The 14,110-nt window shown below is 65.3% G+C and carries 7 protein-coding genes and 1 pseudogene; 1 reads left to right on the top strand and 7 read right to left on the bottom strand.

What is annotated here, in order from left to right; all coding sequences use genetic code 11:
* Positions 1-252: 252 nt before the first annotated feature.
* From A3CE_RS52760 to A3CE_RS55730, 5 genes and pseudogenes are all read right to left on the bottom strand, one after another.
* Positions 253-3,054, bottom strand: a complete 2,802-nt coding sequence (locus A3CE_RS52760; protein ID WP_157376800.1) for a hypothetical protein — start codon at positions 3,052-3,054, stop codon at positions 253-255.
* A gap of 257 nt (positions 3,055-3,311) precedes the next feature.
* On the bottom strand, positions 3,312-3,575 hold the full coding sequence (locus tag A3CE_RS0144275) for a hypothetical protein (protein WP_020646553.1): 264 nt from the start codon (positions 3,573-3,575) through the stop codon (positions 3,312-3,314).
* Between the two features lie 120 nt (positions 3,576-3,695).
* Positions 3,696-4,487, bottom strand: coding sequence for an RNA polymerase sigma factor ShbA (shbA, locus tag A3CE_RS0144270; protein WP_020646552.1), 792 nt, complete (start codon positions 4,485-4,487; stop codon positions 3,696-3,698).
* Complete coding sequence (locus tag A3CE_RS0144265) at positions 4,484-5,380, bottom strand: hypothetical protein (protein ID WP_026469449.1); 897 nt, start codon at positions 5,378-5,380, stop codon at positions 4,484-4,486. The genes shbA and A3CE_RS0144265 overlap by 4 nt, the downstream gene beginning before the upstream one ends.
* 286 nt (positions 5,381-5,666) lie before the next feature.
* Positions 5,667-6,477, bottom strand: a pseudogene (locus A3CE_RS55730) (helix-turn-helix domain-containing protein); the annotation flags it as partial.
* On the opposite strand from A3CE_RS55730, the gene A3CE_RS0144260 reads away from it, so the two are divergent.
* Positions 6,409-7,395: an aldo/keto reductase gene (locus A3CE_RS0144260; RefSeq protein WP_245589698.1), complete on the top strand. Its 987-nt coding sequence runs from the start codon at positions 6,409-6,411 to the stop codon at positions 7,393-7,395. The pseudogene A3CE_RS55730 and the gene A3CE_RS0144260 overlap by 69 nt on opposite strands.
* A gap of 153 nt (positions 7,396-7,548) precedes the next feature.
* Here the strand turns inward: A3CE_RS0144260 and A3CE_RS57055 are convergent, their stop codons facing one another.
* The gene (locus tag A3CE_RS57055) at positions 7,549-8,376 is read right to left on the bottom strand and encodes a hypothetical protein (RefSeq protein ID WP_125592173.1); all 828 of its coding nucleotides are present in this window, start codon (positions 8,374-8,376) and stop codon (positions 7,549-7,551) included.
* A complete protein-coding gene (locus A3CE_RS0144245) occupies positions 8,373-13,901 on the bottom strand; it encodes an AAA family ATPase (RefSeq protein WP_084641987.1) in 5,529 nt (1,842 codons plus the stop codon). The genes A3CE_RS57055 and A3CE_RS0144245 overlap by 4 nt, the downstream gene beginning before the upstream one ends.
* Positions 13,902-14,110: the final 209 nt, after the last annotated feature.

The raw sequence follows: 14,110 nt of genomic DNA, 5'->3' as shown, positions 1-14,110 counted from the left end.
AGATGCACGAGCTCTGTGCTCGTCAGGGCACCCTGCTTCGCTCGAATCGCCTCCGTTCACCAGACCGACAGTAGAACCTGTGTTCGAATCATGCAACACGTGTCGCTTTACCGTTGTCTACAATCAGCCACTGACCGGTGGGCTGCCACAGGAGCGACGACAGACCGTCGCGTGGCCACTAGCAGCGACGGTTCCACGCGACAGCAAGCCGGATGCAGTCCTGATGAGATCGGCTAACCGAGCACACCCACATCAGTCGGAGCCGCGGAAGCCAGCATCCAGCCACCTGATCGCAGCCAGATCATGAGTCAGCCAGTGATAGGCGAGGCTGGTCGCAGGACACGGAACATGCAGCGGGAGGTCCAACTGCTGCAAGCGATTCTGACCGAACATCGACCGGCTGGAACGCTTGTGGGAACGGCTTGATCTGAGTCGAATCGAACTCCGCTGTCGGTCGGCGAACTTCCACAGCGCCGCGGAGTGATCTTCGACGATCAACGAAAGGTCGACTGGTTCGGCGGCATGATCATTGATTGTCGTACCGGGAAGGAACGCGAGCATCATTGTGACCCCCGGGTCTTCCTCGTTGTCGGGCCTTAGTACGAGCCCTTCGACTCTCAAAGGAAACATGCCATACAAGCCCATCGCATCACCGAATGCGGCAAAGTTGAGCTCGACGAGCTGGCGGTAGCCTGTCAATGCCTCCCGCACCACATCGCGCGCCACTGCGAGTGTCAGCTCCGGGGAGTAGGCCTGCCACGCCCATTTTCCGGCATGAGGCTCGTCGGCCCCAGACCAGGGTGGCAGGAGCACATCGCCCTCCTCAGCCTCCAGTTGCGCGGCCAGCCAACGGATGTCGTCCGAGTCTACTGTGTGGCCAGGCAAGCCCCAAGTCGAGCGTTCAGAACCATCGGCCCGGTCTAGCCAGGAGTAGAGCTTCCCGCGGACATCGGCGAGCTGGACGGGGCGAACACGTCGCGAGGTGCCGAAGTCCTGTATCAACGCCGCCAGCAGATAGCTGCGTTCACGGGCCAGCCACGAAGAGCGAGGCACCTGCAGCGTTCGCCGCGTGATTGCGGACTCGAGTCCTCGGCGCAGCTCCTCCTGCGCGCGGGTCCAGCGACCGAAGTCTGTGGTAGGAAAACGGAACTGCGTCCACCGATGCCAGCCCTCGGCGAGATGTGGCGGCCTCCGGACCAGTTTCGCCACGTCCGGAGGTGGGGCAGCTTTTTTCGCCCGGGCGACGGTCAAATAGCCATCCGTCAAGCCGACACCCCACTGTGTCGGTTTGCCGTCACGATGCCGTACCAGCGACCCCGCCAGCGGACCGAGACCAACGAGCAACGCCTCTTCCGCCTCCCGAAACCACAAGCCAGCTCGGACCTCCAGGTCAGGTTCCTCGACGAATCCTGGATGAGCGCGTCGCCGGAGAAGGGCCGTGATCACGTCACCGGAGGGCCCTTCGAGGGTTTCGTGTCCGTCGGAGTTGACGATCTCATCGAGGATCCAGAACACGGCGGAAGGGTTGACTTTCGCCATTTTCAGGAGCAATGCTTCCTGCTCCGGCGGGGTGCTGCTCGACACCGCGAAAGCAATCGCGTAGCGCCAGCGAGGGAACGATCCCGCCGCAGCCACTGCCTCGACTCTTACCTCACCCGAGATGATCGCCTCAGCGGCAAAATACTGCTCGAAAACCGCCAGTGCGAACGAGAGCTCTCCCTGGTCTAGGACAACCAGGTCGGTCGCAACAAGCCGCCGCAAGCGCGGCAGCGGCCGGAAGAGGGCCGCCGTCGCAACTTCCGGCCGATCCAGAAGGGCCACCGCGAGCTGAGCCGCGTCCGCCCAGGTCTCGTCGGACACATCGACATGATGGGCTCCGATAAGCATCGGCGTCAGATCGGCAAGGAGTCGGGCACGCGAGACTCGAGTGTCCCGGCCGGCGTCGATGCGTGCGGCTACAGCCAGTGCAGTGAGCGGGCTGGTCAGCAGGTCGTCTGCCTCGGCCGACCAGAGATCCGCAGGAAGACGGTCACCGAGCGCAACCTCGGCTAACTCGATCGCGCGTTCAACCGGCCACGGTTCCACTTCGATCTTCTCACCGGCGGGCACATCGAGCCCCGGGCGCGCGGTGGCCAGCACGCTGACTCCGCTCCAAACCTCGACGAGCTGCCGAGCCTCCGCGAGTAAGCCGTCAGCTTCGCGGCCCGGTACGCTATCCAGGCCGTCAAGCACCACCCGACACGTGCCGGCCGGGTCGCCACCAAGCTCGTCGATGACCGCCTGTTCCAGGCTCGAAACAATTTGGCGGGGCGCGAAGTACAGCGGAATGTCCACTTCCGGATCTCCGGCAGCCTTGCGTAACCCCTGCTCCCACCAACGCGCTGCCTGCTCGGACTTCCCGGCACCAAGGCGAGCGACCAGCACGCGGACCTCACCGGCCGGGACGACGACGACAGGCTCGTCGAGTCCTGCCATCCACGCCAAGACGTCTTCCCGGCGTTCGGCGTTCACGATCGCCAGGCGAGCGACACGCCGCGCATGGCCCCGGCGCGCGGCGAGTTGCCAATTTTCGGGGCGGCTCCGCATTCGCGAACTGAACGGCATCGCCTCAATGACTGCCTTGATCGCGGTGTCGAGGTCAAGTGGGCCGACAGCCTGCTCCACATCGGCGTCGGTGATGCTCCATCCCTTACGCGCTCCTTCGTACTCGGCCAGTTGCGCGCGTTTCCAACTTCGAAGGATGTCGGCAGGGTAAGCTTCCGGAGTTTTGTCGATTTGCCACGCGTGCAGGAGGCAAAGGAGAAGAAGGTTCTCCGCGCTGCGGTTATCCACCTCGCTCATGGAGGGATCCCACCGAGGTCCACCTGCGCGGCGGGCGTGGATGTGGGCGACATGGCTGTTAAGCACCTGCTCGCCCGTGTTCGTATCGACGACGTACAGACCTGCTTCGCATCCCGGCATTCCACAAGCGAAGGCCGTGCCGTAGAGCTGACGCACGGTGCCGGGCGTCGGTTCACGATGCTCGACCGGTTGCTGGTCGCTGGTAGGGCTCACCCTTCTCATTATCCGACACCGGCCAATCCCGGCTTACCTCCGGTCAGTCACTACGCCAACGGTCACTCCGTATGTTCGACGTTGACGGCAGCGCCGGTGATCCGGCACTCGGAAACCAGCATGCGTCGGGTCCGAAACGAGCGTCCGGAACCTGTCCGCTCGCCAAGTCGTCGGGTGGACCGGACGAACCCTTCGCGGCGACCAGACCGGTTCCGCCGCTACAGCGAGCACGCCTCGCGAGTGAACCCCGTTCCGTCTCAGCCGCGAAGACCGGACGTGTCCGTGGCTCCGCCACCCGGCAGCGCGGAACAGCCGACCAGCAACCCGAGCAGACCCGTAATTTCGGTCACCGACCACTTGGCGATCATCCCGATAAACACGATCAACAGCCATGGCACCGCACGAACCAGGTCACCCCACGGCAGGGGGCTGCCGACGGAACCGCCGGGCCGTGGAAGCGCGGCGATGAGACCTGAGGCGGTGAAGCGACGGCCGCCCTGGCCATGCTGTTCGTTGAGCACTTGATCTCCTTGCTGAGGGTTCACACTTCACCACGGCACTTCGACGCGAGGACACGCCCCGGCGACCCTTTCGACATGACCGGCCAGTCAGGCCTGAGGCCACTCCACATCTCCATGAGCTCAGAACTCCTCGGCGCGGATCATCCCGCGCAGCCGGGTCAGGGCGCGGTGCTGCGTCACGCGCACGTTCCCCGCGGAGATTCCGAGCGCTTCGGCGGTTTCGGTCGCCGAGAAGCCGACGGCGATGCGCAGGGTCAGGATCTCCTGCTGCACCCGGGGCAGGGCGGCGAGCAGCCGGCCGAGGCGGGCACCGAGGTCGAGGTGCAGCGCGTGGCTCTCGGGCTCGTTGCCGGCGACCAGCGGACGCTCGGGGAGCTCTGGGACGGGCTCGGAGCGGTCGCGGGCGACGGCGCGGTAGGCGTCGGCGACCTTGTTGGCCGCGATCGCGTGCACCAGGTAGAGGAAGGAGCCCCCGCGGCCCTGATAATCCGGAAGGGCCTTCAACACCGCGACGCAGACCTCCTGGGCGACGTCGTCGGCCGACAGGTAGGTGAGGTCGCGGCCCCCCATCCGCGCCCGGCAGTACCGCACCACGACCGGCTCGATCATCTGGAGCAGGTTGTGGATGGCGGCGGGGTTGCCGTCGCCCGCGCCCTTGACGAGGGGGTCCAGGTCCTCCTCGGTGAGCCGTCCGCTGGGCCGCGGCAATGACTCCGGAGTCCGATAATCGCGAACATCGGAGACGGAACTTGCGGCCGACGTCGCTCCCTCGGCGCGGTCGAGCACCGCAGCCGCAGTGATGGAATCGCATCGAGCGGCAAGGCTGCGCACGCCTCGGGTCCCGACCGACGAGCGGTTGACCAGCTTCTCGGCCGTCTTCGCGTCGATCATGGCGATGGTCTCGTCACTCATGCCCGATCTCCTTCACGCCGTTCCTTGGCTGCCTGCTTGCGGTACTCGGCCAGGATCTTCCGCACGGTGCTCGAGGTGTACTTGGCGGATTCAGAGCTGATCAACTCGGCGATCTCGGCTGACTTGTAGTCCTCCATGTGGTAGAGCACGACGAGATTCACCACATCGTCGGGATACCCGCTTCGGCGACCTCGCCGGCCTCCGCGCAGGGTGTCGACGATCCCGAGCATGCCAACCACCTCATCTTCGGCCGACTGCGTCGCCGACGCGCCGAATTCCAGGTCGAAGTCGGACACGAACACGTCTTGGTCGCTGCGTGAGCGCTGCGTCAACTGCCCGCGGTGGACGTTGGGGAAGCACAGCACGCAACTGCCGATGAAATAGGTCGACAGACGGGCGCCTCCGGCGGGATTCCATTCGTGCTGCTCGAGCCCCTTCTTTTTGAACAGCTCAACGCCTTCCGCCACCGTGTCCATGGCCACGGCGATGGCCTCGTCCGCGTTCAGGGGCGGCCTCGCCCGTTCGACAGCTCGCCGTTTCAGCTTCGCCCTTTTGTAGATTTCCCCGCTGTGGATCCAGGCCTTCACTACCGCGACGCCGTAACGCGCCAGCCGATTGGAGAGCTCGGTCCAGAGCGTCCCGTGGAATCCCTCGGCCTGCAGCGCGCACAGAAGCCGTACATCGTGGTCGACCAGGGCTGCCGACTCGTCGAAACCTTCCCACGTCTCCGGGCGGTCCCCATCCACATCAGGCACCACGGCGAGCAAAAGTTCCTGCAGGTCGAAGACCTTTTCCCGACGATCGGGCGCGAGGCCGGAGACGATCTTCCGCAGCCGCGGCCGACCGGGCCGGTCCAAACCGGCACTGCCTGCCGGCTCCTCCTCTGTCGTCATCGGCGGGTTTCCTCCACGGTAAGAACGATCTGAGATGCGGTGGCGGAACCGCTCTCCGCCGCCGACCTGGACACATGGGTTGTATGTCGACGCGACGGGAAACTGCACCTGATCTTGAAATGAGCACAACCGCCGTCTCCCCACCCCGGCAATAAACGCGATTGTCTCAGATTTCCGCTGTTCAGCGGCCTTGAACCCCAGAACCACTACAGGGCGGTCGACCCCTGACAATATCGACCGACAGTGTGTGCACGATCAACTCGTCGGATATAGGTCACGCCAGCGTGCTGCTCCAACGCTTGGTTGGTTCTTCGGCCAGGATCCGGTTGTAGCGTTCCACTCTGCCGTTGTGGCGTGGGGTGTAAGGGGTTGATGCGCTGGTGGCGGGCTCGGCGTAGGACGGTGGTCTTTGGCGCGGTAGCAGGAGCCGTTGTCGGTGACGATGCGGTAGATGTGGGTGATGCCGTGGCGGGCGAAGAACGCCCGGGCCCGGTCGACGAACCCGATCGCGGTCCGGGCCTTCTCATCAGACAGGGGCCTCGGTGTAGGCCAGGCGTGAGAACCGTCGACGGCGGAGTGCAGGTAGAAGTAGCGGCCCGCTGACCGCGGGTTTTGCCGCGCGCGACGCGTTTGTCCTGGTCACTGCCTTTGCCGTGGATCCGCCAGCCACCTCCGTCGGGGATCTGACCGGTCTTCTTCACATCGAGGTGGACCATGTGCCCTGGCCAGCGCGCGATGATCCGCCGAGGTGCCCGGTTACTGACGCCGGTCGGATCGAGGAACCGGCGCCGATTCAGGCCCAGCTGCAGCAGGTGCCGGCCCACAGTCCGCACCGAGATGGTGATGCCCTCGGCAGCCAGCTCGGTCGCGATCCGGCGAGCGGAGTACTTGCGTTGCCGGCGCAGCTGCTCGATCCGGGCCACCACCTGCGCAGGGGTGGCGGTGGGCTGGTGGTGCGGGACGCTCGGATGGTCGAGGAGACCGGTCTCGCCATGGCGGCGCCAGCGGTTGATCCGCTTGGATGCGCATTGACGCGAGATGCCCATCTCGGCGGCGACGTGGGCGATCAGGCGGGTCTGGCAACGCGCGACGAGCAGGCGGCGGCCGCCGACTGGGACGGCGGGCCTGCCACCATCGACCTGGCCCTGGAGCTGGGCATCACGTTCCTGAACACCGCCGACGCCTACGGCACCGGGCACAACGAGGTGCTGGTGGGCCGGGCCATCAACGGCCGCCGCGACCAGGTGCAGCTGGCCACCAAGTTCGGCATCGACCGCAGCACCGGCGACCGGGCACGCCGCATCCGCGGTGCCCGCGATTACGTGCTGCGTGCCTGCGACGCCTCGCTGCTGCGGCTGGGCGTCGACGTGATCGACCTGTACTACGCCCACCGCCCGCCCCAGGACGTGGAGATCGAGGAGACCGTCGGGGCGATGGCCGAGCTGGTCGAGGCGGGCAAGGTCCGCCACCTGGGCCCGTCCGAGGTCGACGGCGAGCTGCTGCGCCGGGCGCACGCGGTGCACCCGATCACCGCGGTGCAGAGCGAGTACTCGCTCTGCACCCGCGACGTCGAGGCGGTCACCCCGGTGCTGGCCGAGCTGGGGGTCGGGCTGGTGCCGTACTCGCCGCTGGGGCGGGGGTTCCTGACCGGCACCCTGGACCGCTCCACGCTGGGCGAGAAGGACTTCCGGCGCACCAACCCCCGCTTCGCCGGCGAGGCGGGCGAGGCCAACGAGAAGATCGCGCAGACCGTGCGCGAGGTGGCCGACCGGCTGGGTGCCACCCCGGCCCAGGTGGCGCTGGCCTGGGTGTACGCCCAGGCCGAGCGGCTCGGGGTGGCGGTGGCGGTGGCGGCCGTTCCGGGCACCCGCAGCCCGGCCGAGCTGGAGCAGAACGCGGCCGCGCTGCAACTCACCCTGGACGCCGACGCGCTGGCCGCGCTGGACCCGCTGAGCGACCAGGTGCGGGGCGAGCGCTACATCCCCGCGCACACCGCTGAGGTCGCCCGGGATTAGCCGGAGGACTCGACGCGCACGACGTCCAGCTCGACGACGTCGTTGACGTCGCGCCCACGGGTGACCTCGCCGATCACAACCAGCCGGGACCGAGCCAGCGGTGCCCCTCCTACTCGACGGCCAAGATCGCGCCGGTTGCCGAAGCCTGGAGAACTATCCGGAGACGCTGCGGATTAGGTTGACGACCTCTTTTGTACGCAGGTACGCACCGGCCGTGTGGAAATCCCATGAACCGATGACGACTTCGGTGTCGTCCTCTACCCCGGCGAACCGATCCCGAAGACCAGAACGCGGAATCGCGATGATGTCGCCGACGTCTGCGGCATTGCGCCAGCGTCGCACGCGTGGTGGACGACCTCCGATGTCCGTTGCCGGGATCAGCCTCGGCGCCACCACCCCAGCCATGGCAAGCGGGCTTCCGATGGTGACCAGCAATTCGACATCGTGCTCGGGGTGGGCCCACAGAGCCTCGTAAGCGACCACGCTGCCGAGCGAGTGAGCGACGATCACGTCGGGCCGGTGCTCGGCAATCGCGTCCGCGACCACCCGCCGGGCGGCCTCACGACGGGGTGAACCGGGGCTGGCCAGATAGGTGTGCACTTCACGGCAGAAAGCGATGGCGAAGACGCGTGAGGAACGACCGAAAGTGCGTGTCAGCCATTCGGCAGCTTGCCGTGCTCGCGCGGTCCGAGGGCCTTGTGGGTTCGTCATTCCCGGCCGGAGTAGGTCTACCCAGTCGACTAACAGCTGCTGTGCCCCCGGCTCCAAGGCCGACGGATCGCCGGCCTCCCCCTGCGAGGTACCGCGGTGCAGGCAGTGAGCATAGAACGCCACCGTGACGTCGAAGTCGTCAGCTGACGGAACACCGGCGAGCTGGGCGCCCCACTCGGCCGACAGCAATTCAGCAGCGCCCTGTACGGATCCCCCTCTACGTAGGTAGCCGAAGTTGCCGATCCCGTGCACTCCGAGCACTGATGTCATGCCGTCCCCCGCGCACGATAGGCGAATTGGAGCAGTTCCCCGCCGGCACCGACTAGCAGCCGAGGGCCAGCCAAAGTACTGATCTTCCAGATCGGTCGTCCGATTTCGATGACGTCCGACAGTTCGCGTTTCACCAGGTCCCAGACCCGGACTTGCCCGTCCGAACCACCGCTGAACACCACCGGCCGACTGTCGACATAGGTACAGTGGATAGCCCTCACGCCGCGGTGGTCGCCGACAGTTTGTGTGCCGCCGTCCGGACCTGTGATCAGCACAGCGTCACGACCTGCTGTGATATGGACGAGTTGGTCGCCCACTACGAGATCGGCCGAAGGACGGCTGCCACGCTTGACGTCCTCCACGAATGCAGAACTCGGGTCCAATTCGACCGAATCATCGGAACGCCGGCTCTGCAGCCAGACACCGTTCTCCGTGGTGATGAGGAATGCAGCCTTTCCTCCCACCACAGTCGGAATAATCTCTTCGATCGCACTATCGAACCGAACGGCACTCGACTTCAAACGCCGCGTGCGACCGCCAGGATCGACCATCCTCCACTGTCCATCCGCGTATCCCACAAAAACCTGATTACCCCCCGTAGGAGATGTCGTCGCGAAAGTAGTGACAAATTGCCGATTTTCCGATCCTGAGTCAAACGGACCCCCATCAACCGGACGAACCGCAGGAGGAGACCCCGCCGACAGCCGCCAAGACTCGTTCTGGGCGGAAAGGTAAGCAGCACCGTCCTCGTCCACGGCAACGACTCGACCGTACGGCGCGGCAACTGCAAGATCTGTAATCGCAACCTTGGACAGCCGCCCAGTCCACACTATGTTTTGCGCCATGTCGATCACGGTGACCTCGCCGATGTCGCTCCCGGCCGCCAGGAGGCTGCAATCGTCGCTGAACGCAAGTGCAGTCACTGCACCTCTTATGACACGGGCGTAGTTGGCAACGCCAGTCTCACCCCAGCGCAGGGTGCCGACTTTCCCGTCCGCAGTCCCCAGGGCAACGCTGGCTCCATCGGAGCCGAGAGCCACAGACCGAGCACGGCCGGCGAGAGAGTATGAGCTACGGCCAGAGCGTCCGAAATCGATCAGCCGCGCCTGCCCGTCAGCTAGCAAACAAACAGCTGCTGAAACGCTTCCGGACACGGCAACGTCCCAGTCCGATCCCAGACCGCCTTCGACCTCGAGGATTTTCTCAGGCCCCTTGACCCCAATGCGAATGAATTGACCTTTTTCCGTGACGCAGATATAAAACCCATCGAACGTCACTGATGTGACAACAACTCGCGCATCAACATAAGCAGAATGCCAGATACCCTCTCGCCACCACTCGAGATTGGCGCCGGCCGCCACCAGGAAGTCCCCGCCTGTCGGGGACATCGTAACCAAGTTCCCAACTAAGGTCGGGGCCACGCTGCTCAACACCGGTTTCTCGTCGAGAGGCCAGACCCACGTGCGCAACCCCGCTGGCCCGACCGTCACCAGAGATGTTCCAGAGGGCGAAATGGCGGCGGCCGTAACTGCACCCTTAAGTCCCGGCTCACTGCCGGGCGACTCCCCCTGCGTGCCGATGGACCATTGAGGCTGCCACGTCAGTGGTGGCCGATTACGCAGGTTGGCCGCGCGTCGGGCCAACTCTGGCCGGCCGGCGCGGACAGCGGCAAGCGCGAGTTCGGCCGGCGATCTGACGCCGGAGAACTGATTGTCACCAAGCACCTCGAAATACCGTGGGTTCAGCAGCAGCCCCGGGTCATCAAGGACTTCGGATTCACAGCCCGCTTCCCGAGCGTGTTCGGTGATGTGCCGGAGCAAGTACGGCTCAGCCGCATCCCAGTCGCGGTACTCGGATGGGCCGAGTGAATACAGCAACGCATCGAACAGCCGGCACGCATCTTCGTGTCCCCCCTGTCCCAGCAGAGTGTCCGCAAGGCCTTGGTGAAACAACCGGTAGATATTGCTGTGATCGTCGTCCAGCGATTGGCGGATGTAGAATTTTCCCGCCGTCAAAGCGGCACGAATCTCCGCTACGGTCGGAACCGGCTCTTGCGGCCGGAGAGCCGGCACGACCCGCGCCAGCACCGAGACCGGCATTCCCGCACCACGCGCGTGCGCCAGCGCGAGTAGAACCACGGCCAGCCACGGCTGATCGCGTTGCACAGACAGATCGAGCTCGAGTACGCCCGGCAGGTCGAGCGGGACACACGCGCCCAGCTCCGCTGCCCGAGTCGCGTCGGTGATGACGTCGTCTGAAGCGACCAGATGGCGCGTGTACAGACCCGCCACCAGAAATGGGCCCCACCGACGGCGCTCAGTCTCGTCCGGAGCGGCCAATGCGCCGGCAGCCGCGTGAGCGAAAGCACCGACCACAGCGCCGTGAGGACGGTACGCTCGCGTAGCACGCAACAGTCCGGTTATGTAGACGTGCAAGTCGTTTTCCAGGACGTCCTGGTCGACGTCGTCCAAGTCGACCACAACGGCACGCTCGAACAACGGCACGAACTGTTCGTAGTCTCGCACACCGACCAGCAGCCGGACGGGACTGCCAGGCTCACCCTCTTGCGTGAGAGGCAACAGGAGCTCGGACATGATCCTTGTCGGATCGTCAGCCTCGTCGAGTGCGTCGACCACGATCACGGTCGAATGTGTCCCCCGCAGCTTGGTGACCAGTTCGGCGGGCCCCATGCCCTCCGGCAGGCTGAGCTGACGCGCGATGGTCGCGACGATCGCAGCGAGCCCGCGCTGACGGGCATGCACTGCAGCAAGCGAGGTGATCGGGAGCGGTGCCTGCGCGACGCGATTCCAAATCGCCTCGGTGGCATCACGCAGCGCTGGGTGCGCCGCACAGACGAGAACACCAAGCAGCGCCGACTTTCCCGAGCCTGGGCTACCCGTGACCACGTACAGCGATCCATTGCCATGCCCATTGAGCCACGGCGAGATCCGCCGCAGCTCCTGGTCCCGGCCGGTGAAGCACCCCACGAAGTCGGCGGCGCTGCCGGCGAGCCCACCAAGGCCCGTTGCACGGTCGAGAAAGTGTCGCGCGTCGAGCCCCTCGTCGAGGTCGTCCAGAAACGGCAACACCGCAGGTTCAACAGCAGCTCGCAGCCGCAGCCGGGGATGGGGACTGTAAGCCGGATTCGCGAAGAACGGAGGCTCTACGTCTGCGCTGAGGTCTACGAGGCTCGCGGTCACTTGCTGGTCGTACGCGTCGGCCTCGGCAGCGAGCCGGTTGACCTCCTGACGGATCGCGCGAGCGACAATGTGGAGCGGCACGTACTCTAGGCTGGGATCGACGTCAAGCTCACCGGCGGCCAACGCACACAGAACGGCGATCGTCGCCTGCGAGAACCTGCCGTCGTACGCCGTCTCGTTCGGACTGCAAGCAGCGATAACCCAAGCTCGGGGCGCCCCTTCGAGCCTGGTTTGCCACGGCAGCCTGGCCACCGTCCCAGCCGAGCACAGATCGAGCAAGAACAGAGCCGTCGGTCGCCCAGGTTGCTGCTGCATCGTCAGCCAATGTGCAATACTGTTATCGGCGTGACGCGCTCCCTCGGAGCCGAGTGCGAACACTGTGGCGTCGCCATCGGTGAGCTCGCCATGGGACACGATGTGCACAATGATCAGATCATCCGACTGCCCTGCTGTCAGCACCTCGTCGACCAGCTCGCCCAGTTGTCGGCCGTCAAGTGATTCCGCGGGATGCTTGTCTACGTCGTAGTTGACTTTGGCCAGGACGTCGCTGAATTCCCGCACAAGCTCAGGAGCGAAGTCCAGTGGTTCATGATGCTCGAAACGAGCCACCCCGATCGACAGTGCACGCCGCGCCGACACCGAAACTTCCCTCCCCGGCCACCCTCTGACCCGCTCCCCCATGTCGTGCCACAAGACAGAAGCGTTACCGCTCGACTCAGGAGCGCTGCGTCTACCTGGCCAGCCAATCTTTGGTTCAGCGATCCGGCCCCGGTGACGACTGAAGAGACCTCGGGCTTCGGCGGACGCCAACCAGTAGCGCTCCTCATGGACCTTTATGCGCTCGAGCGGAGCATCTGCCACAGACGTCGGTTCCGCAGCCACCGTGTCCAGAACCGCTGCCAACGCCGCCGCATGGACATCCAGGAACCGATCGTACCGATCGTCGTCGAGATCCGGGGGTACGACTACTGCATCGGGGTCCGCAGAACTTACCTTCGGGAGGAACGCGGTAGTTGCGCGGTGGAACTGCTGCAGGCGGGCGCCGGTCGGTAACGGCGCGACCGGTTCGACAGCCATCCGTCCCAGAACGTCGAGGAGGCCCGGGGCCGTCTCGCGACGGAGCGTTTTCAGCCATGGCCCGACCGCCCGCGCCAGTAACAGGAGGCGGAAGTTGCCTCCACGTCCCCGCTGAGCACCGATCGCGGTCACCACTGCGAGAATCTGCCCGGTACGCGCTTCAGCGTAGTCGACAACCAACAGCAACGGACCAGATTCAGTCACCGCTCGCGCCAGCAGGCCAGACTCGACACCTGCCCGGACGAACCCTGCGCGCCATCCCTGCTCCTGAGCCCGGCGAACCAATTCGATGCCGAGCCGGGTCTTCCCTCCCCCGCTCGGCCCGGTCAGCACGCGCACGCTCACCGGCACGGGATCGTCCAGCCAGGCGCCCAGGTGCTGGAGTGCGTTGTCAGGACGATCGAAGTCGACAACGTGATACTCAGCCTGCAGAAGCTCGCAGGGTGCGGGGTTCTCACGCAGGACCTGTTCGGGTTCGAAGACCACCTCCCACCGCCGACGGTCTTCGTTAACGCCGAGGATCTGGCCCGCCTTCTCGATCGGTGCCGCCAAAACCCGCCGAAGCTGGTCGGCGAGGTCCGCACCCAACGGGCGACCCCCGAGGCGGTGTTCAACACCTTCGGCAACCTCTGCACGGCGGCCCGCGGCGACCATTGCTTCGACCCAGAGCAGCAGGAGGCCGTGGTCTACAGGCCCCGGGAGAAGCAACTGCATGTCGAGTTTCTCTGCGGCCTCGCCAGGCCGCCCCACTGCGAGCAGTCGTCTGGCCTGCTGCGATTGCGCCTGTCGAACGTCTACAACGAGGCGTTGACGAAGTCTACTAAGATGCTGACCTTGCAGTCCTTCGAGAGGCTGACCCTCGACTTCCCCGAGAGCAGCGGCGAGGTGGTTCAGGGCAAGCTCGTCGTCGATCTCCCCCTGCGCGGCTGCTAGGTGAGCCAAGAACCGCTGGTGGTCGACGACTCGGTTATCAGGCAAGGTCAACATTTGGTAACCCATTAACCGGTGAAGTTCGGCGCTCCCACCCGATACCTCGGTCAAAGTTTTCCGGAGCGTCGAAATGTAGCGGTAGACGGTTGTCCGCCCGGGGGCCTCATCCCAAACCCAGGCGATGATGTCGTCCGTTCGCACCCGTCTATCCAGGTGAACCACCAGCACAGAGAGTATCGTCATGACCTTCTGAGGAAGCTTCACGGGTCGGCCCGAGTCGTCGAGCAGCCCGGGGCGCCCGAGAATGCGGATCTCCATGCGTCCCTCCGATCGCTGATGAGGCCCAACTTAACCAGATCACGCTTGCCGTTCCCGACGGGATGTCCTTGCCATATTCCTGATCACGAGAGGTGGGGGCGCCGGGCGCATGGCGCAGCCGGCCGGTGTCACGCCGCTCAAGACGTCGACAACGCCGACGACGCGATCGTCGACCGGCCACCGGTCGAAGACGGCTCCCAAAGACGGTA

This window comes from Amycolatopsis balhimycina FH 1894 (assembly GCF_000384295.1).
Classification (GTDB): Bacteria; Actinomycetota; Actinomycetes; order Mycobacteriales; family Pseudonocardiaceae; genus Amycolatopsis; species Amycolatopsis balhimycina.
The sequence above is the reverse complement of the archived record's forward strand: the minus strand, read 5'-3'. Positions and strand labels throughout refer to the sequence as shown.